At 28.7% G+C, this 22,832-nt stretch carries 24 protein-coding genes and 1 other annotated feature; of the genes, 19 read left to right on the forward strand and 5 right to left on the reverse strand.

What is annotated here, in order from left to right; all coding sequences use genetic code 11:
• Positions 1–86 precede the first annotated feature (86 nt).
• The 10 genes from TVTCOM_RS01935 (at position 87) to TVTCOM_RS01980 (ending at position 11,203) form a co-directional block, all read left to right on the forward strand.
• Entirely contained in the window at positions 87–1,433 is a 1,347-nt protein-coding gene (locus TVTCOM_RS01935) for a nucleobase:cation symporter-2 family protein (protein WP_434798171.1), read from the forward strand.
• 1 nt (position 1,434) lies between these two features.
• Complete coding sequence (locus TVTCOM_RS01940; protein WP_434798172.1) at positions 1,435–2,007, forward strand: xanthine phosphoribosyltransferase; 573 nt, start codon at positions 1,435–1,437, stop codon at positions 2,005–2,007.
• 353 nt (positions 2,008–2,360) lie between these two features.
• Positions 2,361–3,182, forward strand: coding sequence for a phosphate ABC transporter permease subunit PstC (gene pstC / locus TVTCOM_RS01945; RefSeq protein WP_434799707.1), 822 nt, complete (start codon positions 2,361–2,363; stop codon positions 3,180–3,182).
• Between the two features lies 1 nt (position 3,183).
• On the forward strand, positions 3,184–4,008 hold the full coding sequence (gene pstA, locus TVTCOM_RS01950) for a phosphate ABC transporter permease PstA (protein ID WP_434798173.1): 825 nt from the start codon (positions 3,184–3,186) through the stop codon (positions 4,006–4,008).
• Positions 4,009–4,036: 28 nt separating this feature from the next.
• Positions 4,037–4,801, forward strand: a complete 765-nt coding sequence (gene pstB, locus TVTCOM_RS01955) for a phosphate ABC transporter ATP-binding protein PstB (RefSeq protein WP_434798174.1) — start codon at positions 4,037–4,039, stop codon at positions 4,799–4,801.
• Positions 4,802–4,831: 30 nt separating this feature from the next.
• Complete coding sequence (gene phoU, locus TVTCOM_RS01960; RefSeq protein ID WP_434798175.1) at positions 4,832–5,488, forward strand: phosphate signaling complex protein PhoU; 657 nt, start codon at positions 4,832–4,834, stop codon at positions 5,486–5,488.
• 90 nt (positions 5,489–5,578) lie between these two features.
• A complete protein-coding gene (locus tag TVTCOM_RS01965) occupies positions 5,579–5,917 on the forward strand; it encodes a hypothetical protein (protein WP_434798176.1) in 339 nt (112 codons plus the stop codon).
• A gap of 99 nt (positions 5,918–6,016) precedes the next feature.
• On the forward strand, positions 6,017–6,709 hold the full coding sequence (locus TVTCOM_RS01970; protein ID WP_434798177.1) for a polysaccharide deacetylase family protein: 693 nt from the start codon (positions 6,017–6,019) through the stop codon (positions 6,707–6,709).
• A gap of 85 nt (positions 6,710–6,794) precedes the next feature.
• Positions 6,795–7,018 (forward strand) — a binding site (T-box leader).
• Positions 7,019–7,082: 64 nt separating this feature from the next.
• Positions 7,083–9,743, forward strand: coding sequence for a valine--tRNA ligase (locus TVTCOM_RS01975; RefSeq protein ID WP_434798178.1), 2,661 nt, complete (start codon positions 7,083–7,085; stop codon positions 9,741–9,743).
• Between the two features lie 170 nt (positions 9,744–9,913).
• Positions 9,914–11,203, forward strand: a complete 1,290-nt coding sequence (locus tag TVTCOM_RS01980) for a bifunctional folylpolyglutamate synthase/dihydrofolate synthase (protein ID WP_434798179.1) — start codon at positions 9,914–9,916, stop codon at positions 11,201–11,203.
• 43 nt (positions 11,204–11,246) lie between these two features.
• Here TVTCOM_RS01980 and TVTCOM_RS01985 read toward each other — a convergent pair whose 3' ends face one another.
• Positions 11,247–11,492: a TIGR03905 family TSCPD domain-containing protein gene (locus TVTCOM_RS01985; protein ID WP_434798180.1), complete on the reverse strand. Its 246-nt coding sequence runs from the start codon at positions 11,490–11,492 to the stop codon at positions 11,247–11,249.
• Positions 11,493–11,630: 138 nt separating this feature from the next.
• Here TVTCOM_RS01985 and TVTCOM_RS01990 point away from each other — a divergent pair, with 138 nt between their 5' ends.
• A complete protein-coding gene (locus TVTCOM_RS01990) occupies positions 11,631–12,497 on the forward strand; it encodes a YncE family protein (RefSeq protein WP_434798181.1) in 867 nt (288 codons plus the stop codon).
• A 3-nt stretch (positions 12,498–12,500) separates the two neighbouring features.
• On the opposite strand, the gene TVTCOM_RS01995 is transcribed toward TVTCOM_RS01990, so the two are convergent.
• Both TVTCOM_RS01995 and TVTCOM_RS02000 read right to left on the reverse strand, forming a co-directional pair.
• Complete coding sequence (locus TVTCOM_RS01995; protein ID WP_018591799.1) at positions 12,501–13,037, reverse strand: DUF4364 family protein; 537 nt, start codon at positions 13,035–13,037, stop codon at positions 12,501–12,503.
• A gap of 141 nt (positions 13,038–13,178) precedes the next feature.
• Complete coding sequence (locus TVTCOM_RS02000; protein WP_018591798.1) at positions 13,179–13,385, reverse strand: alpha/beta-type small acid-soluble spore protein; 207 nt, start codon at positions 13,383–13,385, stop codon at positions 13,179–13,181.
• Positions 13,386–13,647: 262 nt separating this feature from the next.
• Here TVTCOM_RS02000 and TVTCOM_RS02005 point away from each other — a divergent pair, with 262 nt between their 5' ends.
• The 7 genes from TVTCOM_RS02005 to hpt all read left to right on the forward strand — a co-directional run bounded on the left by TVTCOM_RS02005 (position 13,648) and on the right by hpt (position 19,968).
• Complete coding sequence (locus TVTCOM_RS02005; RefSeq protein WP_434798182.1) at positions 13,648–14,418, forward strand: polysaccharide deacetylase family protein; 771 nt, start codon at positions 13,648–13,650, stop codon at positions 14,416–14,418.
• Between the two features lie 85 nt (positions 14,419–14,503).
• Positions 14,504–15,142 (forward strand): single-stranded DNA-binding protein, encoded by a 639-nt coding sequence (locus TVTCOM_RS02010; protein WP_434798183.1) that lies wholly within the window; start codon positions 14,504–14,506, stop codon positions 15,140–15,142.
• Positions 15,143–15,244: 102 nt separating this feature from the next.
• Positions 15,245–15,814, forward strand: a complete 570-nt coding sequence (locus TVTCOM_RS02015; RefSeq protein WP_434798184.1) for a class I SAM-dependent methyltransferase — start codon at positions 15,245–15,247, stop codon at positions 15,812–15,814.
• Between the two features lie 95 nt (positions 15,815–15,909).
• The gene (locus TVTCOM_RS02020; protein WP_434798185.1) at positions 15,910–16,053 is read left to right on the forward strand and encodes a hypothetical protein; all 144 of its coding nucleotides are present in this window, start codon (positions 15,910–15,912) and stop codon (positions 16,051–16,053) included.
• Positions 16,054–16,058: 5 nt separating this feature from the next.
• On the forward strand, positions 16,059–17,831 hold the full coding sequence (locus tag TVTCOM_RS02025) for a sigma-54 interaction domain-containing protein (RefSeq protein ID WP_434798186.1): 1,773 nt from the start codon (positions 16,059–16,061) through the stop codon (positions 17,829–17,831).
• A gap of 214 nt (positions 17,832–18,045) precedes the next feature.
• The gene (locus TVTCOM_RS02030) at positions 18,046–19,359 is read left to right on the forward strand and encodes a serine dehydratase subunit alpha family protein (protein ID WP_434798187.1); all 1,314 of its coding nucleotides are present in this window, start codon (positions 18,046–18,048) and stop codon (positions 19,357–19,359) included.
• A gap of 69 nt (positions 19,360–19,428) precedes the next feature.
• The gene (gene hpt / locus TVTCOM_RS02035) at positions 19,429–19,968 is read left to right on the forward strand and encodes a hypoxanthine phosphoribosyltransferase (RefSeq protein ID WP_434798188.1); all 540 of its coding nucleotides are present in this window, start codon (positions 19,429–19,431) and stop codon (positions 19,966–19,968) included.
• A gap of 59 nt (positions 19,969–20,027) precedes the next feature.
• On the opposite strand, the gene TVTCOM_RS02040 is transcribed toward hpt, so the two are convergent.
• A complete protein-coding gene (locus tag TVTCOM_RS02040) occupies positions 20,028–20,540 on the reverse strand; it encodes a GNAT family N-acetyltransferase (protein ID WP_434798189.1) in 513 nt (170 codons plus the stop codon).
• A gap of 64 nt (positions 20,541–20,604) precedes the next feature.
• Positions 20,605–21,234 carry a DUF488 domain-containing protein gene (locus TVTCOM_RS02045; protein ID WP_434798190.1) on the reverse strand — a complete coding sequence of 210 codons (630 nt, stop codon included), beginning with the start codon at positions 21,232–21,234 and terminating at the stop codon, positions 20,605–20,607.
• A gap of 130 nt (positions 21,235–21,364) precedes the next feature.
• On the opposite strand from TVTCOM_RS02045, the gene TVTCOM_RS02050 reads away from it, so the two are divergent.
• Entirely contained in the window at positions 21,365–22,663 is a 1,299-nt protein-coding gene (locus tag TVTCOM_RS02050; RefSeq protein ID WP_434798191.1) for a hypothetical protein, read from the forward strand.
• The last annotated feature ends 169 nt before the right edge of the window (positions 22,664–22,832 follow it).

Genomic DNA, 22,832 nt, shown 5'->3' on the forward strand with positions numbered 1-22,832 from the left:
GAGGTGTTTTTTGGTTCTTAAAAATTCTATGAAACTATGAGAAACTGAGTCATAAACACAAAAATAAAATTACGGGAGATAGTGTTATGAGTTCATCAAACAAAAAACAATTAAACAATTTAAAGTATGGGGTTGAAGATAATCCAACCTTGGCTACAAAGGTTCTTCTAGGACTTCAGCATATATTTGCGGCATTTGGAGGAATTATAGTTGTTCCATTAGTAATATCTAGTGCATTAGGATTTGATGCTACTATGTCAACCGCTGTAATTAGTGCATCAATATTAGCAGCAGGTATAGCTACAATAATCCAAGCAAAAGGAGTCGGTAGAATAGGATCTAAGGTTGCATGTATCATGGGAACAGATTTTACTTTTGTATCACCAGCTATATCGGTAGGTTCTGTATTAGGATTGCCAGGAATAATAGGAGCAACAATTTTAGGCGCATTTTTTGAAATTATATTAAGTTATTTTATAAAGCCTTTAATGAAGTTATTTCCACCAATAGTAACAGGTACAGTAGTTTGCTTAATAGGACTTACGCTACTTCCAGTATCAATGGACTGGGCAGCTGGAGGAGTAGGAGCAGCTGATTATGGTAGCTTAGCAAATGTATCAATAGCAATGCTTGTTATGATAATTACTTTACTTTTAAATAGATACGGAAAAGGAATGTTAAGTAGTGCATCTATACTTATAGGAATGGTTATAGGATATATAATTTGTATACCTCTTGGAAAAGTTGATTTTTCATCAGTAACACAAGCAAACTTTATAGCAATACCACAAATATTCCAATATGGAGTAACCTTTGATTTAAAAGCTTTAATAGCATTCTTACCAGCATATTTTGTTACAACAATAGAGACTGTAGGTTGCTTAAAAGCTATAGGTGAAGTATCTAACGTAGATATGGATGATAAAAGAGTTGGATCGGGAGTATTAGCTGATGGTGTAGGAAGTATGATTGGTGGAGCTGTGGGAGCATTCCCAAATACATCTTTCAGCCAAAATGTAGGATTAATACCATTAACAAAAGTGGCAAGTAAACATGTGGCAATAATGGCAGGTATATTATTAGTTATACTTGGTTTATTCCCTCAATTTGCAGCTTTAATAAATGGAATACCACAACCAGTTCTTGGTGGTGTTGGTATAGTAATGTTTGGAACTGTTGCAGCAGCAGGAATAAAAACATTAAGTAGAGTAGAAATAAATGATAGAAATCTATTAATAATAGCAACTTCTATAGGCCTTGGCCTTGGGGTTACTTTTAGACCAGACTTTATATCACAATTACCAGAAGGATTACAAATGATATTTTCTTCAGGTATATCAACTGGAACAATAGTTGCTTTACTTTTAAATATAATACTTACAGAAGGCAAAAAAGAAAAAAATAATAATGAATTAAATAGAGAGGCAATATAAAATGAAAGTATTAAAAGATAGAATATTAAAAGATGGAAGATCATTAAATGAAACAGTTCTTAAAGTAGATTCATTTTTAAATCATCAAGTAGATGCAAAATTAATGTATGAAATGGGAACTTACTTCAAAGAATATTTCAAAAATCATGGTATAACTAGAATACTTACAATAGAAAGTTCAGGAATAGCACCAACTGCTATGACTGCCCTTCAAATGGAATTACCTATGGTAACTTTAAAAAAACAACAATCTAAAATATTAAATGGAGAAGTTTATCAAACAACAGTACACTCATTTACAAAAGCTATGAACTACGAATTAACTTTATCTAAAAACTACATTAATGCTGATGATAAAGTTCTTATAATAGACGATTTCTTAGCAAATGGAGAAGCAGCTTTAGGAGCAGCTAGACTAGTAGAAGAAGCTGGAGCAACTGTTGCTGGAATAGGAATTGTTATAGAAAAATCTTTCCAAGTTGGAAGAGGGAAGTTAGAAGAAAAAGGATATGATGTTTATTCCTTAGCTAGAGTAGCTAAACTAGGAAAAGACTTAATAGAATTTTTAGATTAATAAATTAAAATTATAAATAATTTATCTTAAGAGTTATTATTCAACATATGCTGTTTTGTTTTAGGAGAAGTAATACAAATTTTGTATTATTTCTCCTTTTTTATTTTGACCATATGAGCGAAGTGAATTTTACACAGACTTAACCTAAATCTAATATACATTTAACCTTTAGAATGTATCATTGAATTGTAGAAATATAAAAATACATTTAAATAAATTGAAAGAATGAAGGGGGAAATGTTTTGATTAATCAACAGATTACAGGAAAAAATCAAATCGTCACCAAAGATAAAAATAAAGACAACAATAATAATAGAAAATATTTAGTAGAGAAGATATCAAGTAAAGTATTTATGATAAGTGCATCAATATCGGTAATAAGTTTACTATTGATTATAGGATTCGTATTTTATAAAGGTTTAACGCCATTTTTATTTAAAGGATATTCATTTGTAGACTTCCTAACAGGAACAGATTGGTTACCAAGCTCAAATAAATTTGGTGTGGCTCCAATGATAGTAGCATCTATATTAGCTACAATGGGTTCTTTAATAATAGGAGTTCCAATAGGAATATTTACAGCAGTATTTTTAGCTGAGATAGCACCAAAGCCTGTGCAAAAAATTATATCACCAGCAGTAGAATTACTTGCAGGAATACCTTCCGTATTATATGGATTATTTGGTTTAGCATTTATAGTACCAAATATTCAAAAACTATTAAATTTACCAAAAGGACAAAGTTTATTAGCAGTAATACTAGTTTTAGCAATAATGATGTTACCAACAATAATATCAGTTTCACAAACTGCAATAAAAGCAGTACCAAAAGCTTATAAAGAAGGATCATTGGCCCTTGGAGCATCAAAGATAGAAACTATTTTTAAGGTTCTTTTACCAGCAGCAAAATCAGGAATACTTGCAGCGGTAGTATTAGGAATAGGTAGAGCTATAGGGGAAACAATGGCAGTTATATTAGTTGCAGGAAATTCACCTGTTATACCTACTTCTATTGTAGACAGTGTAAGACCTTTAACTACAAATATAGCTCTTGAAATGGGATATGCATACGGAACGCATCAAGAAATGCTATTTGCTACAGGTGTTGTATTATTCATGTTTATACTAATACTTAATCTAGTATTAAGAAAACTTACTAGTAAGGGAGATCAGTAAGATGAGAAAAATTAAAGATAATTTTTTAAGCTTACTATTATATTTATCATCATTTGTGACAGTGGGATTATTAGTACTAATAGTAGGATTTATATTTGTTAACGGAATTAAAGGAATTAACTTAAGTTATATATTTAATGATTATTCAGCATCAGGAGATGGCGGGATTTTACCAATGATAATAAGTACTGTGTATATGGTAGTAATCGCCATAGCTATAGCAACTCCAATAGGTATTTTATCAGCAATATATCTTAATGAATATGCTAAAAAAGGTAAGATAGTAGAAATCATAAGATTTGCTGCAGAATGTTTAGCAGGGATACCATCCATAATTTATGGTTTATTTGGGGGAATATTCTTTGTTGTAACATTAAAAATGCAATACTCAATAATTGCAGGGGCTTTAACAGTATCCATAATAATACTTCCTGTAATCATAAGAACAACAGAAGAAGCTTTAAAAACAGTGCCAAATGAATTTAGAGAAGGATCATTGGCAATGGGAGCTACAAAGTTTCAAACTTTATATAAAGTTATAATACCAAGTGCACTTCCAGGAATATTATCAGGAGTTATATTATCAATAGGGCGTGTAATCGGTGAATCAGCAGCTATATTATTAACAGCAGGAACAGTTGCTAGTATGCCAACAAGTATATTTGACAGTGCTAGAACATTAACTGTTCATTCATATCTTTTAACAAAAGAAATGGGTGATATAAGTGGAGCAGCTAGTGTAGGCGTAGTATTAATTATAATAGTATTAATTCTAAATACAAGTACGAAACTAATTGCTAAAAAGTTAAGTAAAGGTAATATATAGTGGGCATGATATAAAAGGAGATATTGAGATGAGTATGAATAATTCAAATAAATTAAGTGTTAAAGATTTAGATTTGTTTTACGGAGAAAAACAAGCTTTAAAGAAAATAAATATGGATATAAAACCAAATAAGGTTACTGCTTTAATAGGACCATCAGGATGTGGGAAATCAACTTTTTTAAGAACATTAAATAGAATGAATGACTTAATAGAAGATGTTAAAATAAAAGGCATAGTAACAGTTGATGGCGATGATATTTACAAAAATAATGATGTAATAAAGCTAAGAACCAAAATAGGTATGGTATTCCAAAAACCAAACTTATTCCCAATGAGTATATATGATAACGTAGCTTATGGACCTAGAGTACATGGAATAAAAGATAAAAAAACTTTAGATAAAATAGTAGAGGAAAGTTTAAAAGGAGCAGCTATTTGGGAAGAAGTAAAAGATAGATTAAAATCTCCAGCCCTTGGTTTATCTGGAGGACAGCAACAAAGAGTATGTATAGCAAGAACTATAGCAATGAAACCAGATGTAATCTTAATGGATGAACCAACTTCAGCTCTTGACCCTATATCTACAGCAAAAGTTGAAGAGTTAATCTTTGAATTAAAGAAAGATTATACTATTGTAATAGTTACTCATAATATGCAACAAGCGGCTCGTATATCAGATGAAACAGGATTCTTTTTAAATGGTGAGCTAATAGAGTATAATAATACTAAAGACATATTCACTATACCATCTGATAAGAGAACAGAGGATTATATTACAGGAAGATTTGGTTAAGATTAATTATTTAAGAAAGAGGGGCGAATAATGGTTATTACTAATTTAGATGTAAGTATTCAATCTCTTAAAGAATATACTTTAAGAATGATTGAAAAGTGCCAGGATTCTGTTGATTTATCAGTAGAATATATGATAAAGAAAGACATGAAAAGCACAAAAAAAATAATTAGAGAAGATGATGATATTGATATATTAAGGGAATATATAAGAGATAGAAGTATAGAACTTATGGCCTTAAAGCAACCTTTAGCTAGGGACCTAAGATATATTTATGCTATTTGTGATATATCTACAGAATTAGAAAGAATAGGTGACTATGCAGCTAATATATGTAGAGAAAGTTTAGAAATAGGTGAAGAACCATTTATAAAAGAGTTAATAGACATACCTATAATGAAAGAAATATGTTGTGAAATGCTTAAAGATTTATGGGTTGCATTAAAAGATGATAATGCAAATTTAGCTTATGAAATAGGTCAAAAAGATAATGAGATAGATGTGCTGTATGAAAGAGTAAGACAAGATTGCTTACAAATTATGCATAATGATCCAGGCAAAAATATTAATCAAGGAATGAGATTAGTATTTATAGGTAGATATCTTGAAAGAATTGGTGATCATATAACTAATATATGTGAAAAAATTATCTATGCTAAAAATGGCGAGATGATAGAAATTGGATAGATTTAAAAAATAAAACTGTTTAAAAGCAGTTTTATTTTTTTTTAGCATATATTTTATAAAGAGATAAATAAAAATATATGAGGTGATTAAATGAGCAACTACTATGAATATTGTAGGAGTTTATCTATAAATTATTATCCTAAAATTTATAATGATATTAATATTGAAATAAAAAAAGTACTTAGGGAAACTCCACAAAGTGTGTTATTACCATTTCCAAATAGAGATGATTTTGATAATTTAGTTAATAAAATTTATTTGGGTTATAAAGAAAAAGTTTACAAAGATATGGATGAAGGTGAAATTTATTATATTCATTTTTCTAATGATGACTTAACTAGAATAATAAAAGATTTAATATCAATCCTTCTTATTAATATTTTGTTAGATAATAGAAAATTGTTAAAAAACTATCCATGTTATTACTAGAAGAATTAATAGGAGTTAATAATTAATATTAGCTTGAATAAAAGTATAAAATTAAGGAAACAATTACTGTATAAAATATAATTAGAGAAGTGACTATTCATGAAGAGACTAAGGAAAAACATAATAATAAAATCATTTATTTTTCTTATATTAATTACAGTAAGTGTTTTAGTAGTTAATAGCAAAGTAGTTAATGGTGTTGAAAGTGATAAAATTGCATATATTACCTTTGATGACGGCCCAACCAGATATACTAGACAGATAGTAGATATTTTGGACGAAAACAATGTAAAGGGAACTTTTTTTATGCTTAACGATAATATGATAGTATTTAAAAATGTTGTCAGAAGGTTAGTAAATGAAGGACATGGAGTAGGCTTTCATGGAGTTAGTCATAAGTTAAGCAAACTTTATGAAACAGAGGATTCAGCCATAGAAGAATTTAAAACTTGTAATAGAACTTTCTATAATATAACAGGAAAGACATCTAGATTAGTTAGAATTCCTTTTGGTAGTAAACCCGGTATGATAGAAAGTATTTATAATAAATTTATAGATGAAGGTTTTTTAGTTTGGGATTGGACCATAGATACAGAGGATTGGAAATCATCAAAAGATCAAATAGTAAGCAATATATTATATTATGCAAGAGATAAAAGTGAAATAGTTATTTTATTACACGAAAACCAAAGAACAGTAAGCTGTTTAAATGAAGTTTTAATTATATTAAAAGAAAGAGGATATGATATAAGACCTATTACTCATGATGTAAAACCAAAGAATTTTTGGTAGTAGTTTCGACAATATAGAATAACATATAATTAAATTGACAATAATCATGAAAATTAGTTATAATAAATATTAATAATAATTTAATATAAAAACTGTGAAAAAGAGGAGTATGTAAATACACTACAAGAGAGGGAAATCAGTAGCTGAAAGATTTTCTTAGTAAATGTTTACAGAAGGTAGCTTTGGAGTTTCTAAACTGAACAAGTAGTAAGCTTAGACGGTGGGAATCGTTAAAATCTATTAAGAGCCATAGTAGATTTATAATCTAGTATGGAATTAAGGTGGTAACGCGAGCTTTTCGTCCTTATTTATAGGATGAAGGGCTCTTTTTAATTTGAAAAAAAGATATTAATAATAAAAGGAGGAAACAACAATGGAAATCAAAAACTTATCAAAAACTTATGATCCAAAAGACTTTGAAAAAAGACTATATGATGAGTGGTTAAACAAAGGTTACTTCAAATCAAGCCCAAATCCTGATAAGAAACCTTACTGTATAGTTTTACCACCACCAAATATAACAGGGCAATTACATATGGGGCATGCCCTTGACCATACATTACAAGACGTTCTTATAAGATGGAAACGTATGGATGGTTTTGAAACTTTATGGCAACCAGGAACTGACCATGCTTCTATAGCAACAGAAGTTAAAGTTGTTGAAAGAATAAAAGCGCAAGAAGGAAAAACTAAGTACGAATTAGGAAGAGAAGAATTCCTAAAGAGAGCTATGGACTGGAGAAATGAATTTGGTAGAAAAATAGTAGACCAAATGCAACAATTAGGAGACTCTTGTGACTGGGATAGAGAAAGATTTACAATGGATGAAGGATGTAACGAAGCAGTTACTGATTTCTTCGTAAAACTTTATGAAAAAGGTCAAATATATAGAGGAAACAGAATAATAAACTGGTGTCCAGATTGTAAAACTACATTATCTGATGCTGAAGTTGAACATGAAGAAAAAGATGGAAACTTCTATCATATAAAATACTTCTTAAAAGATAGTGACGATTTCTTAGAAATAGCTACTACTAGACCAGAAACTATGCTTGGAGATACTGGTATAGCTGTAAACCCAGAAGATGAAAGATATGCTCACTTAGTAGGAAAAACTGCAATACTTCCAATAGTAGGAAGAGAGCTTCCAATAGTAGCAGATGACTATGTTGATAAAGATTTCGGTTCTGGAGCTGTTAAAATGACTCCTGCTCATGACCCTAACGATTTCGGTGTTGGTCAAAGACATAACTTAGAAGAAATCAACGTTATGAACGAAGATGGAACTATGAATGAACTTGCTGGTAAATACAAAGGTATGGACAGATATGAGTGTAGAAAACAATTAATGAAAGATTTAGAAGAAGCAGGATATGTTATAGCTGTTAAAGATCATCCACATGCAGTTGGTACTTGTTACAGATGCCATACGGTAATAGAACCAAGACTTTCTGAGCAATGGTTCGTTAAAATGGATGAACTAGCAAAACCTGCTATAGATATATTAAAATCAAAAGAATTAGAATTTGTACCAGAAAGATATGACAAAACATATTTACAATGGTTAGAAAATATAAGAGACTGGTGTATTTCTAGACAGTTATGGTGGGGCCACCAAATACCTGCTTACTACTGTCAAGAATGTGGTGAAGTAATAGTAGCTAAAGAAAAACCAGAAGCATGTAAATGTGGATGCTCTGACTTAAAGCAAGATGAAGATGTATTAGATACATGGTTCTCGTCTGCTTTATGGCCTTTCTCAACATTAGGATGGCCTCATAACACTGAAGAATTAGAATACTACTACCCAACTAACGTACTTGTTACTGGATACGATATAATATTCTTCTGGGTTGTAAGAATGGCATTTGCAGGAATGTTCTGTATGAATGAAAAACCATTTGACCATGTATTAATACATGGACTAGTAAGAGACTCTCAAGGTAGAAAAATGAGTAAGTCTTTAGGAAATGGTATAGATCCACTTGAAGTAATAGACCAATATGGAGCTGATGCTTTAAGATTCATGTTAGTAACTGGGAACTCTCCAGGAAATGATATGAGATTCTATATGGAAAGAGTTGAAGCATCTAGAAACTTTGCTAATAAATTATGGAATGCATCTAGATTCGTATTCATGAATATAGACGAAGAAATAATGAATGGTATGACTAGAGAATCTGTAGAAGCTAATTTAACAATAGCAGACAAATGGATAATATCTAGAGCAAACAATGTTGTTAAAGAAGTTATAGACAACATGGACAAGTTTGATTTAGGTATAGCAGCACAAAAAATCTATGATTTCGCATGGACAGAGTACTGTGACTGGTATATAGAAATAGTTAAACCAAGATTATACGGAGATGATGTAGAAGCTAAGAAAGCTGCTCTATACACTCTAACTTACGTTCTTGAAACTATATTAAAATTATTACATCCATATATGCCTTTCATAACAGAAGAAATATACACTTATCTTCCAACTGTAGAAGGAAGCATAGTTATAGCTAACTGGCCTCACTACAAAGAAGAAGATAATATGGCAAGTGAAGAAGAAATGATGGAACTTGCTATGGATGGTATAAGAAATATAAGAAACGCTAGAGCTGAAATGGATGTTCCACCATCTAAGAAAGCTAAAGTAATAATAGTTCCAACTGAGGAGAAAAAATCAGCTGTAGAAGCTACGAGAGAGTATTTTGTAACTCTAGCATCAGCTTCAATGGTAGAAATAGCTGACAACGAAAATAACATCCCAGAAGATGCTGTATCAGTTGTTATAAATGGAGCTAAAATATTTATACCACTTGATGAATTAGTTGACTTTGAAAAAGAAAAAGAAAGATTAACTAAAGAAAAAACTAAATTAGAAGGCGAAATAAAAAGAGTTAATGGGAAACTTTCTAACCAAGGTTTCTTAGCTAAAGCACCAGAAAGTTTAGTTAACGAAGAAAAAGCTAAAAAAGAGAAATTCGAAGAAATGATAAAATCAGTTATTGAAAGACTTGAAAATATAGAATCAAAATTATAATCTAAAGAAGGCCATATTTATTAAATTTTTATAGACATGGCCTTTTAATTTTTTCTCAAATCATGTGATAAACCTCAAAATGTATTATAATAAACTATAGATACTTAAATTTTGAAAAAAATAAAGAAGAATTATATATAAATACTTAATTTAGTTGAGGAGGAAGAAAAATGAATTACCAAGAGGCACTGGAGTTTATTGAAAAATCGCATAAATTTGGAATGAGATTAGGATTAGAAAATACTTTTAAATTATTAGAATTATTAGGAAATCCACAAGATAAGCTTAAATTCGTTCATGTGGCAGGAACTAACGGAAAAGGTTCAGTATGTTCTTTTATTTCAAACACATTAAAGGAGCAAGGATACAAAGTAGGTCTTTACACATCTCCATATTTGGAGACTTTTACAGAAAGAATAAGACTTAATGGAAATAATATTCCAGAAGAAGACGTGGCAAGAATAATTACCATAATGAAAGAGAAAATAGAACAGATGGCATCTGAAGGACATGCATATCCTACAGAGTTTGAAATAGAAACTGCTATGGCATTTTACTATTACTATGAGCAACAAGTTGATTATGTAGTGCTTGAAGTTGGTTTGGGAGGAAGATATGATGCTACAAATGTGATCAAATCACCACTTGCTAGTGTAATAGTTTCCCTTAGTTTAGACCACATAGGAATTCTTGGTGATACACTAGGAAAAATTGCTTATGAAAAAGCAGGTATAATAAAAGAAGATAGTATTGCAGTTGTTTATAAACAAAAACAAGAAGCCGAAGAAGTGATAAAAAATGTATGTAAAGAAAAAAATACTAAATACGTAGAAGCTAATTTTGAAAATTTAGTAATTAAAAAGTCTGATATAAATTCACAAGTATTTGATTGTACAATATTAGGTGAGAAATTTGAAGATATGGAAATAAGTCTAATAGGAGAGCATCAAGTAAACAATGCAGTATTAGCATTGACAGTAATAAAAGTATTAAGAGATGAGAGAAAAGTAGAAATAAGTTATGATGCTATAAGAAAAGCATTAATAAATACTAGATGGCCTGGTAGAATCGAAAAAATAAAAGATAAGCCAACATTTATAATAGATGGTGCTCATAATGAAGATGGAGCAAAATCTTTATCTAAAGCTCTAGAAAAATACTTTAGTGGAAAGAAAATGACTTTATTAATAGGAATGTTAAAAGATAAGGATATTGATAGTGTTCTTGAAATACTTATGGATAAGTTTGATAAAGTTATTACAACTACACCAGACAGTGATAGATCCATGAGTTGTGAAGAGTTAAAAGAAAAAATAGAAAAATATGTACCAAGTGTTACTGCTATTTCAAATATAGATGATGCAGTAAAATATGCTTTAGATAATGCTTCAGAAGATGAAATAATAATATCAGCAGGTTCTTTGTATATGATAGGACATGTTAGAAAAATAGTTAAATAATATGAAAAAGGTGGTTAAATTGCTTAACCACCTTTTATAATGCCTATAAAGCCTCAACTATTGCTTTTGATAATTGATCTGGACATGAAGTATCTTTAGAACCACAAGTAGTTCCTTCTAATTTTGCAGCAACTTCTTTAGCGTTTTGACCAATTATTAATTTGCTTATACCTGATAAGTTTCCGTTACATCCACCTTCAAAATTGGCTTCCCTTATTATATTATTTTCATCAACTTCTAAAGTTATTTGACGGCAACAAACACCGTTAGTTTGAAATTCTATTTTCATATATGTACACTCCTTATTTGTAATAGTCCAATGAATATGATAACAATAGAAATAATATAAAGCAACTATAATAGAATAATTATATATTTTATCTAATATATTATTATAGTATAAAAAACATAGAAGGGAGGGTAATCTATGAAGGTGTATGTTTCGAACTATCTATCAAAAAGTATTAGCATAATAGACTATGAAACTTTAACTTTAGAGAAAGAAATTAAACTGGATGATAATACTTATCCACATCACTTCTGTATAGACAAAGAGAAAAGTAAGATGTATTTGCCTAGTTCTAGTAATGGTATCTTGTATGTTTTAGATATGAAAGAGGAAAAAATAATAGACTCTTCATCTATTGGAGGAAGCTTAACTCAAATAGCTATGTTTGAGGAAGAGGTGTTTATTGCCAATGAAGACTCCAACAGTATTTATTTTATGGATAAAAATACATTAGATCCCATAGGTATGATTTGTGTGGATGACATGCCTCATGGTTTTTGCTTTGATTTGCCTAGAAAAAAATTGTATGTTCCTTGTATGGATTCAATAACGTGTATTGATATTATTAATAAAGTTATAGAAAGAAAAATAGATATAGATTTCAAGGCATGGCATGTACAACTAGATAAGTATAAGAATGAGATTTACGTATCAACTTTAGACGGGAAAGTAGTAATTATTGATGAAGACACTTTGGCTACGAAAAGAGTTTTTGATGAATTTTTGCTACCAGTACAAATATCTTTTAATTATAAGGATAAAAAAGTGTATATAGCCGATTTAGGATACAAAAATATAAAGATACTAGATTATAGTTTAGGAAAGTATGTTGGGAATATAAACATAGATGGAATACCTCAGGGATTAGAAATCTCCCCAGACGAAGAAAAATTATTCATATCTGATACTCAGAAAAACTCAGTAAGAGTTTATGACACTTCTACAAATAAACTAATAAAGGAAATAAAAGTAGGAAAAGAGCCTACAACAATTATTTGTATGTAGGCCCTAGTGTATATCTCGGATCAATAAATTTATAACTTCTGCATACATATTAGAAGCATTATTATTCCAATTATTGCATATTTGTTTTGCTTGTTTTTCTGATGAAACGTTTAAGTTTAAATCTATTAGGTTGCTTTGGTTTTCAATAACTCTTAAATTAACAATAAACTCATTTTCACTTTGTTTTACAAAACTAGATTTAACTTGAGTATCAGCTAATAAACTTTCTTTATTATTTTTTATGTATTCGTCAATTTTGACGGCATAAGATTCTGGTATTCTGTTTAAAAAGTACTCTAGTGTTTCAAGTCCTTTTTGTGTTAGACAATAGTACTCTCTGCCAGAGTCTTTGTATGGTTTTATAAACTTAGAATCCATAAGTTGTGATAATATTTGTTGGAATGAGAAATAATTCATCATGTCAGTTTCTAAAACAACTTGTGTCATCTGTGAGTTAGTTAAATCCATATTTATTTTGTCTAAAATATATAAAATTAAAAGTTTATGATATGCCAACTCTTCGGTTGAGTTTTCAAACATATTATTATCCTCCATAAAACAATTTATATTATTATATTAAACTAAATTATAAAAAAATAAAAGTGGTATTTAAAATAAAAAAATATATAACAAAGGCTACCTAATTAGGTAGCCTTACATTAATGTGTTTTTTAAATAAAACTATTTACCTGCCATTTGTTTTTCAGCCATTTCAACTAATTTTTTAGTCATATATCCACCAACATAACCATTTTGTCTTGCAGTTAAATTACCTTTGTCAATATTTTCGTAATTAGACATTCCTAATTCGCCAGCTATTTCTAATTTCATTTGATTTAATGCAGCTCTTGCTTCAGGTACTACTTGTCTGTTATTAGATGTTGACATGATAAATTGCCTCCTTAAGTTGAAATTTTATTTTATTAACATCATTTATTTGATGTTATTTATAATTTCTCCAAATGAAAAAGATATATTCTGAAAAATATATCCAAAAAAGTCGAATTCAGTAAAGAGTTATAATTAAGTATTTAATTTATTTACACAAATTAATATAAAAGCATGGCGAATTTTAGTACATGCTTTTGTAATTTTTTTCAATTTTTAAAAATAAATATATTATAGGAGTATTTTATAGAGGAGGTAAAAAATGAACTCAGCGTATAAAAGAACAAAGGCTTTTATCTTAAGCATAACTTTATTTTTTGGAGCCTTATTTATTATAGGTTGTTTCGCATTGGGAATAAAAAATATATGCTCTGTTATTCAGGGATATGAAACACCTATAAATAGAGTTGATACAAAGGATAAAAAGGTTGCACTAACCTTTGATGTTGCTTGGGGAAGTGAGAATATTGAAGAAATACTAGACATATTAGATAAGCATAATGCAAAAGCTACATTCTTTTTGGTTGGTAGTTGGGTGGATGACAACAAGGAATTAGTCAAAGAAATACATAGTAGAGGTCATGAAATAGGTAATCATTCAAACACACATAGTTCTTTTCCAGACATATCTAATGAAGACAAGATAGAAGAAATAATATCAACAAGTAATAAAATAAAAAATTTAACAGGTAAAAAAGTAAATTTATTCAGACCTCCTTTTGGAAATGTTGATAAAGATACTATGAACACTTGTAAATCTTTAGGATATTACACTATAAAATGGGATGTGGACTCTGGAGATTGGAAAAATATTGGTCCAGTACATGTGATAGATAGAGTAAGTAAAAATACTTCGCCTGGTTCAATTGTACTATTTCACGCAAATGTTAAAAACGTAGGTTTATATTTGGATAATTGTCTGGCTAATTTAGAAAAGAAAAATTATGAAATGGTTACAGTGTCTAATCTAATTTACAAAAATAATTACAAAGTCAATTCTTCTGGCGAGCAAAGTCTGCAGGAAAATGATTAAATGTAATAAAAAGTAAATACTATAAATATATTTATGGTAGAAGAAAAGATAAAGTTATAATTAACAATTTTGGGGGGAAAATAATATGATAATTGTTAAGGACGATACTAATGTTGTAAATTTAAAAGGTGAACTAGAAGATGAATTAGAATTCAGCCATGAAATATTTGGTGAAAAGTTTTATAGCACAAAAATAAAAATTAATAGACTAAGTAATTCCTACGATGTTCTTCCAATGACTATCTCAGAAAGATTATTACAAGAAATAGATTTTGAGAATGAAAAATTGGTAAGTGTTGTTGGTCAACTAAGATCATATAATAAAAATATTGATAATAAAAATAAGCTTGTTTTAACAGTATTTGTTCGTGAAATAAAGGCTATATCAGAAATTGATACAAAGGACCCTAATAGTATATTCTTAGATGGATATATATGTAAATCACCAGTATATAGAAAAACACCTTTGGGAAGAGAAATAACAGATTTGCTAGTTGCAATTAATAGACCTTATAATAAGTCGGATTACATCCCGTCTATAGTATGGGGAAGAAATGCCAAATTTGCAAAGAATCTTAGTGTTGGAGATAGAATCCAAATGTGGGGAAGAGTACAAAGTAGAGTCTATGATAAAAAATTAGATGCCGGTGATTCTGTGAAAAGAACAGCCTATGAAGTTTCCGTATCAAAAATAAAAAAAGTTGCCTTAGATGACGAAGAATAAATTATATTAGAAATAATAATATATGTATTGAATACTTAGTTAGGATTTATTATAATCTAATAATGACTGGAATTATACGAAAAGCTTTATAGGGAGGGTAACGTGGAAAGTTTACTATATAATAAATACGAATCATGTTCGGGATTACTTGAATTTTCCGAAGAAGTGCTATCATTTTTAAATAATATAAAACATGATATCGGAAGTAAAGTCTTATTGGTCGGCAAAGTTGGCGAACTAGGGAAGAGGATAAGAGCCTTTGGTGTTCAGGTAACTATTTTAGAACATCGTCATAGAGAAGAGATTTGTTTCTCTCATGTAATGAATGAAAATTGCACTGTAGTAAGTGGACAGTTAGAATATATGCCTTTCCATGACAATTATTTTGATAAAATTATAATATTAGATTATTTAAATCATACAGCAAATTGTAATAAGTCTGTAAGAGAAATCAATAGGGTACTTAAGCATAATGGAGAAGTAATAGTTGAAGATTTAAACTTAAAAGATCTAAGGGTAAAATTAAAATATTTTAAACATAGAATTTGTGGAGATAATATACAATATAATTATCCTAGTGAAATACAAAGTATATTCAATAAATTTAACTTTGAAGGAACATTAAAAGAAATAGAAAATAAAAGATACATTTATATAGGAAAAAAAAAGTAAAAGAGCTAAAATATAATTAAATAATATAATAAAGGACTAGGTTAACCTAGTCTTTTATTATATGTTAAGGAAATTTATTAAAAGGAGAGATAAAATTGAAATTGGGTATTGATTTTACCATTGTGGGGGCTGTAATGTTATTTGTAATTCTTATAACTATTCAAGTAACATTAAATAGAATATATGTTGTTTTAAAAGAAATAAAATCTTTACTAAATATTAGAAAAACTAAGGATTGATGAAAATGAATGGTCTAAAAGATATAAAAGATGATATTCAAAATATAGCTGAAGCTATGCTTTCAGTTTTAAATATTGATGTTACTATAGTTGATGAAAACTTGATAAGAATAGCTGGAACAGGAATTTATTTAGACAAGATTGGTGAAAGAGTAAATGGATACTCGGCTTTTAAAAAGTGTTTAGAAGAGCAAGTATTAATTTATATTGATGATTCGGAGCAAAATGATATTTGCAAAATATGTTCCAACAATGGTAATTGCAAAGAGTATGCAGAAGTATGTTGTCCAATCACCCTAGATGGATATGCTTATGGAGTGGTGGGTCTTATAGCATTTAATGAAGAACAATCTTCAATAATAACTGACAATGCAAAGGATCTAACTAACTTTTTAGGAAAAATGGCAGATTTAATATCCAATAAATTGAAGGCACAAAACAAAACAGAGGAATTAGAGCTTGAAAAGAAAAAATTGGAGATATTGTTAAATGGTATGAACAAAGCAGTAGTATCCATAGATACTAGGGGAAATATTGATAAGTATAATGTTAAATTTAGAGAAAGCTTTAATATAGAGGATGAAAAGTTAGAAAGTGGAAATATTTTTCATCTACTAGATTTTATTAAAAAACCATCAGCTTTAGATTTTGAAAAATATAAAACTGGTATTTTTTATTACAAGAAACAAGGAAGAAATTTAAAAGGAATATATAACATTAGTGAAATAGTAGTTAAAAATAAATTAAAAGGATATGTTATTGATTTTATTGAAAATAAAGAAGCAATTAAAAATTACAATAAAATTAATAAGGATTATAAAATTACACTAGATAATATTGTTGGTAGTAGCGAAATAATGGAGTATACAAAGAAAAAGGCATTAATTGCGGCCCAATCAAATTCTACAGTGCTTATTACAGGTGAAAGTGGTACAGGTAAGGAACTTTTCGCTAGAGCTATTCATAATCATAGTGATAGAACAGATTATCCTTTTGTAGCAGTTAATTGTGCAGCCATACCGGATAATTTATTGGAAAGTGAATTATTTGGGTACGAGGAAGGTGCTTTTACAGGAGCTAAAAAAGGCGGGAAACTAGGTAAATTCGAGTTGGCTCATAAAGGAACTATATTTTTAGATGAAATAGGAGATATGAGTATTCACTTACAAGGGAAGCTTTTAAGAGTGCTACAAGAAAGAGAGCTAGATAAAATTGGAGGAAAGTCCAATATATTTATTGATGTTAGAGTTGTTGCAGCAACTAATAAAAATCTAGAAGATTTAGTTAAAAATGGACAATTTAGAGAAGACTTGTATTATAGACTAAAAGTAATTCCAATAACTTTACCAACTTTAAGGCAACGTAAAAGTGATATTCCTCTACTAATTGATTATATGATAAAAGAATATGCTCATAAGCTAAATAAGGATGTAATTGGCATAGAAGAGGATGCCAGTAAGACCTTGGTTGATTACACATGGCCAGGTAATGTTAGAGAGCTACAAAATATAATTGAATATAGTATAAATATGTCCACTTCATCTTTATTAACCTTAGATATTATACCTAATAATATAAAAGCAACATATTATGATGAAAAATCACATAAAGAAGAGGAAATAAGAACTTTAGAAGACTTAGAAAAAGAAGAAATAGGAAAAGCATTTAATAAATATAAACATTATAAGAAAGATAAGGAATTAGTGGCAAAGGCCTTGGGTATATCTAGAGCTACATTATATAGAAAACTTGAAAAATATAATTTAATCTCAAAATGATACGAAAATCTCATTTTGAGATTTTTTTTGATTGTTTTGAGATTTATATAATTCTTTATAATTACATAATCTATTAAAGTATATAAATTTGGCTCGTTAATCTCATTTTTTTATTTTGTATATTTTTAAAAAGTTGGCACGTAAATTGCTATATTATAGTTTGATGACAGTATAAAAATAATAATTTATTTTAAATTATGAGGAGGATTATAAAATGAGAGATTTAAGAACAAACTTAATTGATATATTAAAGACTGAAGTAAAACCAGCAGTAGGGTGTACAGAGCCAGTTGCCGTAGCATTAGCTTGTGCAAAAGCAAAAGAGTTATTAGGAGAAGAAATAGTAAAACATAAAGTATTAGTTAGCCCAAATGTTTATAAAAATGCAATGTGTGTTGGAATACCAGGAACAGATAGATTAGGATTAAAAATAGCTGTTGCTATGGGATTTATTGGAGGAAAATCTGAGGACGGATTAACTTTATTAGAAGGATTAAGTGATGAACAAGTTAAAGAATCAGAAAAATATGTGGATGAAAATCCAATAAGCGTAGAACCTTTAGATACAAAAGAAAAGGTTGTTATAGATGTAAGATTAGAAGGAAAAAACAATACATCAAGAGTTATAATAAAAACTAAACATGATAATTTTGTATTTTTACAAGCAAATGGTTTAGTGCTATTAGATGAAGTGGACGGATTTGCAGAAAAAGCTGAAGCACAAACTGTAGAGAAAAAAGAAAATATAATGGACGCTATAACAATACAAGAAATAGTTGAAAACGTTGAAAATATGAATTTAGAAGATATTAAATTCTTATTAGATGGTGTAACTATGAATATGGATATGGCAAAATACGGATTAGAAAATGAAATAGGTATAGGCGTTGGTAGAGGTATCAAGGAATCTATAGAAGAAGGACTATTAGGAGATGGAATAATGACAGAAGCTATGCTTTTAACAGCTGCAGCGTCTGACGCAAGAATGGGTGGAGCAAAACTTCCTGTTATGAGTTCAAATGGATCTGGAAACCATGGATTAACAGCAATACTTCCAATAGTTGCTTACAGCTCAAAGTACCCACAAAGTGATGAAAAATTAGCAAAAGCTCTTGCAATATCTCACTTAATAACTGCATATGTTAAAAACTTTACTGGAAGATTATCTGCTGTATGTGGATGTGGTGTAGCTGCATCAACTGGAGCAAGTGCAGGTATAGCCTGGTTAATGGATGGAAATATTAATCATATATATGGAGCTATAGAAAATATGATAGCTGACTTAAGTGGTATGATTTGTGATGGTGCAAAAGCAGGATGTGCATTAAAATTATCTTCAGCAGCATCAGCAGCAGTTCAAAGTGCTGTAATAGCTAAACAAGGATATTCAGTACCACCACTAAATGGTATAGTTGGTACGCAAGTTGAGCAATCTATACAAAACTTAGGTAAAGTTAGTGATAAAGGAATGCAAATAACAGACGAAATAATATTAAATGTAATGAATGATATGAATAAAGTTAATTAAAACTATCTTGCAAAAGAAGTTAATCTTTTATAAAATGGAAATATCATCATTTATTTAGGAGGTTAATCAATGGATATTGATAAAAAAGTATGGGAAGTTCTATGCTCGGAAGAACAATTAAAAGATAGAATAAAAGAATTAGGGGAAGAGCTTTCAAAAGATTACCAAGGTAAGAAATTAATGGTCGTATCTCTATTAAAAGGTAGCTTCATTTTCTGCTCTGATTTAGTTAGAGCTTTAGATGTACCAGTAAGAATAGAATTTATGACAACTTCAAGTTATGGACATGGAACTGCTTCTAGTGGAAGAGTTCAAATAGTTAATGACATAAAGTCTGATTTAGAGGGATATGATGTATTAGTTGTTGATGATATAACAGATTCAGCTCATACTATGGCTCATGTAATGAATCACTTAGGATCTAAAAATCCAGCAAGTATAAAATGCTGTGTATTATTAGATAAACCAAGTAGAAGAGAAGTAGACTTAGTACCTGATTACTGTGGATTTACAATAGAAGATAAATTTGTTGTAGGTTACGGATTAAACTATGGTGATTATTATAGAAATATACCATATGTATTTGCAGTAACAGATCAAGATAGATAATAACATTAAGAGGTGCCAAACTTATAATATGGCACCTTTTTTATTTTAAGCAAATTAAATTATAAACTTAAATCCCAACGTTCTTCTTTTACTAGTTTATCTGTCCAGGTAGTATTATCGAGAGATTCAGTCAAATTAAAACCATGACTTTTATAAATATGACGGGCAGCTTTTAATATATCAGCAGTCCAAAGAAAAACATGAGTGTAGTTTTTTTCTTTGCAAAAATCTAGTGCTGTTTTAACAAGTTTATGACCAAGACCTTTACCTCGCATATCAGGTTCTATTAAGAACCATCTAACTTGAGCAGATTTACTTTCATCTTCAACTATGGCTATTACTCCAACTGGTTTAGAATCAATTTCAGCAATCCATATATTTTCTTTATTTTCATTATGAGATTGATCAAATAATTTTACGTATTTTTCTACATATTCAGAGAAAACTGATGAGAATTTATATTCACGGCTATAAAGTTTTTTATGTATTTTTATAATATAATCAACATCTTCTGATTTGTAGTTTCTAATGTTAATATTATTTGATGAGTCTATATTGTTCTTAGCAACCATAAAATCACCCCAATATATTTTTTATTTTAATATAATGTTAGTACAATTCAATTTATTAAGTCAATTAATTAGTATCGGGCTTTTCAATTCTATATCCTATTTCTTTATTAGCTAATTTATAACTTTCTTTAAGCATATCTTCCCTGCTAAGGCCATTACCCAATAAAGTATCAATGGTAATTTGATTTCTTTGGTGAAAGTATTTTTCTAGTAAAAGTTCTTCCAAGTCCATCTGTGTTTTTAAATCGCCTTCATGCATTATATACCTTACATTAAAACCTTCTTTTACTAACTCTCTTCCAACTAGTATAGCACGAGGGCATCTAATAGGTTCCTGCATAGCACCTAATAAAACTATTCTATAACCTTTATGACATCCAATTTTTAAACGTTCAATACCATGTTTAAAACTATCTTCTAAAATCACTTTGTTAAAATCAGCATAGCCTTCTGAGTTATAACTTTCTCTAGTTTTCCTTTTAGCTCCAAATTCATCAGCCATATAAATATAGGTGTATCCTAACTTTTTTAAATTACATTGAAAAAGTTCTTTATTGTATTGAGTATTATACTTGGAGTAGGGAATGGCTCTTATATCAACAACACAATCTATATTGTATTTCTTTAATATTTCGATAAATTTATCAAAAGAATAATTAGAATGACCTAGTGTATATATTTCTATCTTAATCACTTCCTTAATACATTTAATTATATAAATATAATACCCCAATTTTATTTTAAAGTTTTTAAAATATATATTCTGTTTAGATAATATGATAATATTATTGTAATAATATGGAAAAAAATGAGGGGAATAATAAATGAAAAAAATTATAATTGTGGGAATATTAATCATAATATCTATAACAGGATGTACATCAAATAGAAATGATAATCTAAAGGACTATTATGGAGAATTAACAAGTAAATCCTTTAAACAGATTTCTATGGAGAAGGTTAAAAAAGACTTAAAAGAATTTGAATATGAGTATAAACTTCAAGAGTATTCAAAAGAAGAAAAATTAGAATATGAGGAATTGGGGATTAATGATTATTCAGATAATAAATTTAAGGATGACAATGGCAGTTTTATAAGTATAACTTTTAATGAAGAAAGTAAAAAGGTATCAGATATTTTATATTCACAAAAAGAAAATAATACTACTATAAATACTATACGCGATGAACTTGGTTCTAGTACTTTGATTTCAGGTGATAATATAGAAAAACAAAAAGAAATAATAAATAATCTAAATTTATATAAAGACTTAAATGAAATTGTTGAAAATTATTTTAAGGTAGTAAATAATTTATATAACAAAAAAGATATGACAATAGAAGATTTAAGTAATATTTTAAAGATGGATTATGAAATAATGGAAGATGAAGATGAATATCATAGTGAGGAGAATTATAAATATTTATTTGTCTCAGATTTTGGTGAAGGTGCATATATAGATGTTGAAACAGATGGAATGAAAGTTATATATATAAAATTAAACATATATTTTGGACAAAACTCTAATTATAATTTGACATTATCTGCAACAAATGAAAATGAACTTGATGAAAAATCGCCTTTTAGATTAGACACAAATATTTCGACTAGCTTAAATAAAGATTCAAATGATAAATCAGGAAACCCTAAAGAAGAAGCATTAATAGAAAGTAGTACTGAGTTATTTAATTTGGTATTTAAAAATAAAGAAATAAACTTTTATTCAGAAAATTACACAGAAAAAAGTGAAAAAGAAAATATTTTATTATATGCAAAGTTAGATAAAGATAAGGATGAGAATGGTATAAGTTTTGAAAGTAAAAGAGTAATAGAAGAAGATAGACCTTATGATGTGGATAAGACTTTTAAGGTAAAACTTAAGAAGGGAGAATCATTAAAAATTAAAATGGAGATGGAAAATAATAAAAATCTTTCTATTCCAATTGTAATAACACTTAAGGACTTATCAACTAAAAAATGCATATATTCAAAAAGCGTGGATAATACAAATGAGAAGATATTTACTACTGAAAAGGCACACAAAGATGGAGAATATGAAATATCAGTAGGAATGAGTGATTTAAGTAAATATAAATTTGAAATTTTGTTGATAAAAGAATAGTTATTGCTTAAACGGATAAAAACTCCGTCATAGTGTTTTAGGACAGAGTTTTTTATTTATAAATCAAACCTAGAAATCATTATTTCAAATTTATTTTGGCAATGAAAGTAAAGTTTTTCCAGATATTTTTAATTTTATAAAAATTTATTAAAAATAGTATAACAATAAA

It is taken from the genome of Terrisporobacter vanillatitrophus, assembly GCF_051148895.1.
In the GTDB taxonomy this organism is placed as follows: Bacteria; Bacillota; Clostridia; order Peptostreptococcales; family Peptostreptococcaceae; genus Terrisporobacter; species Terrisporobacter vanillatitrophus.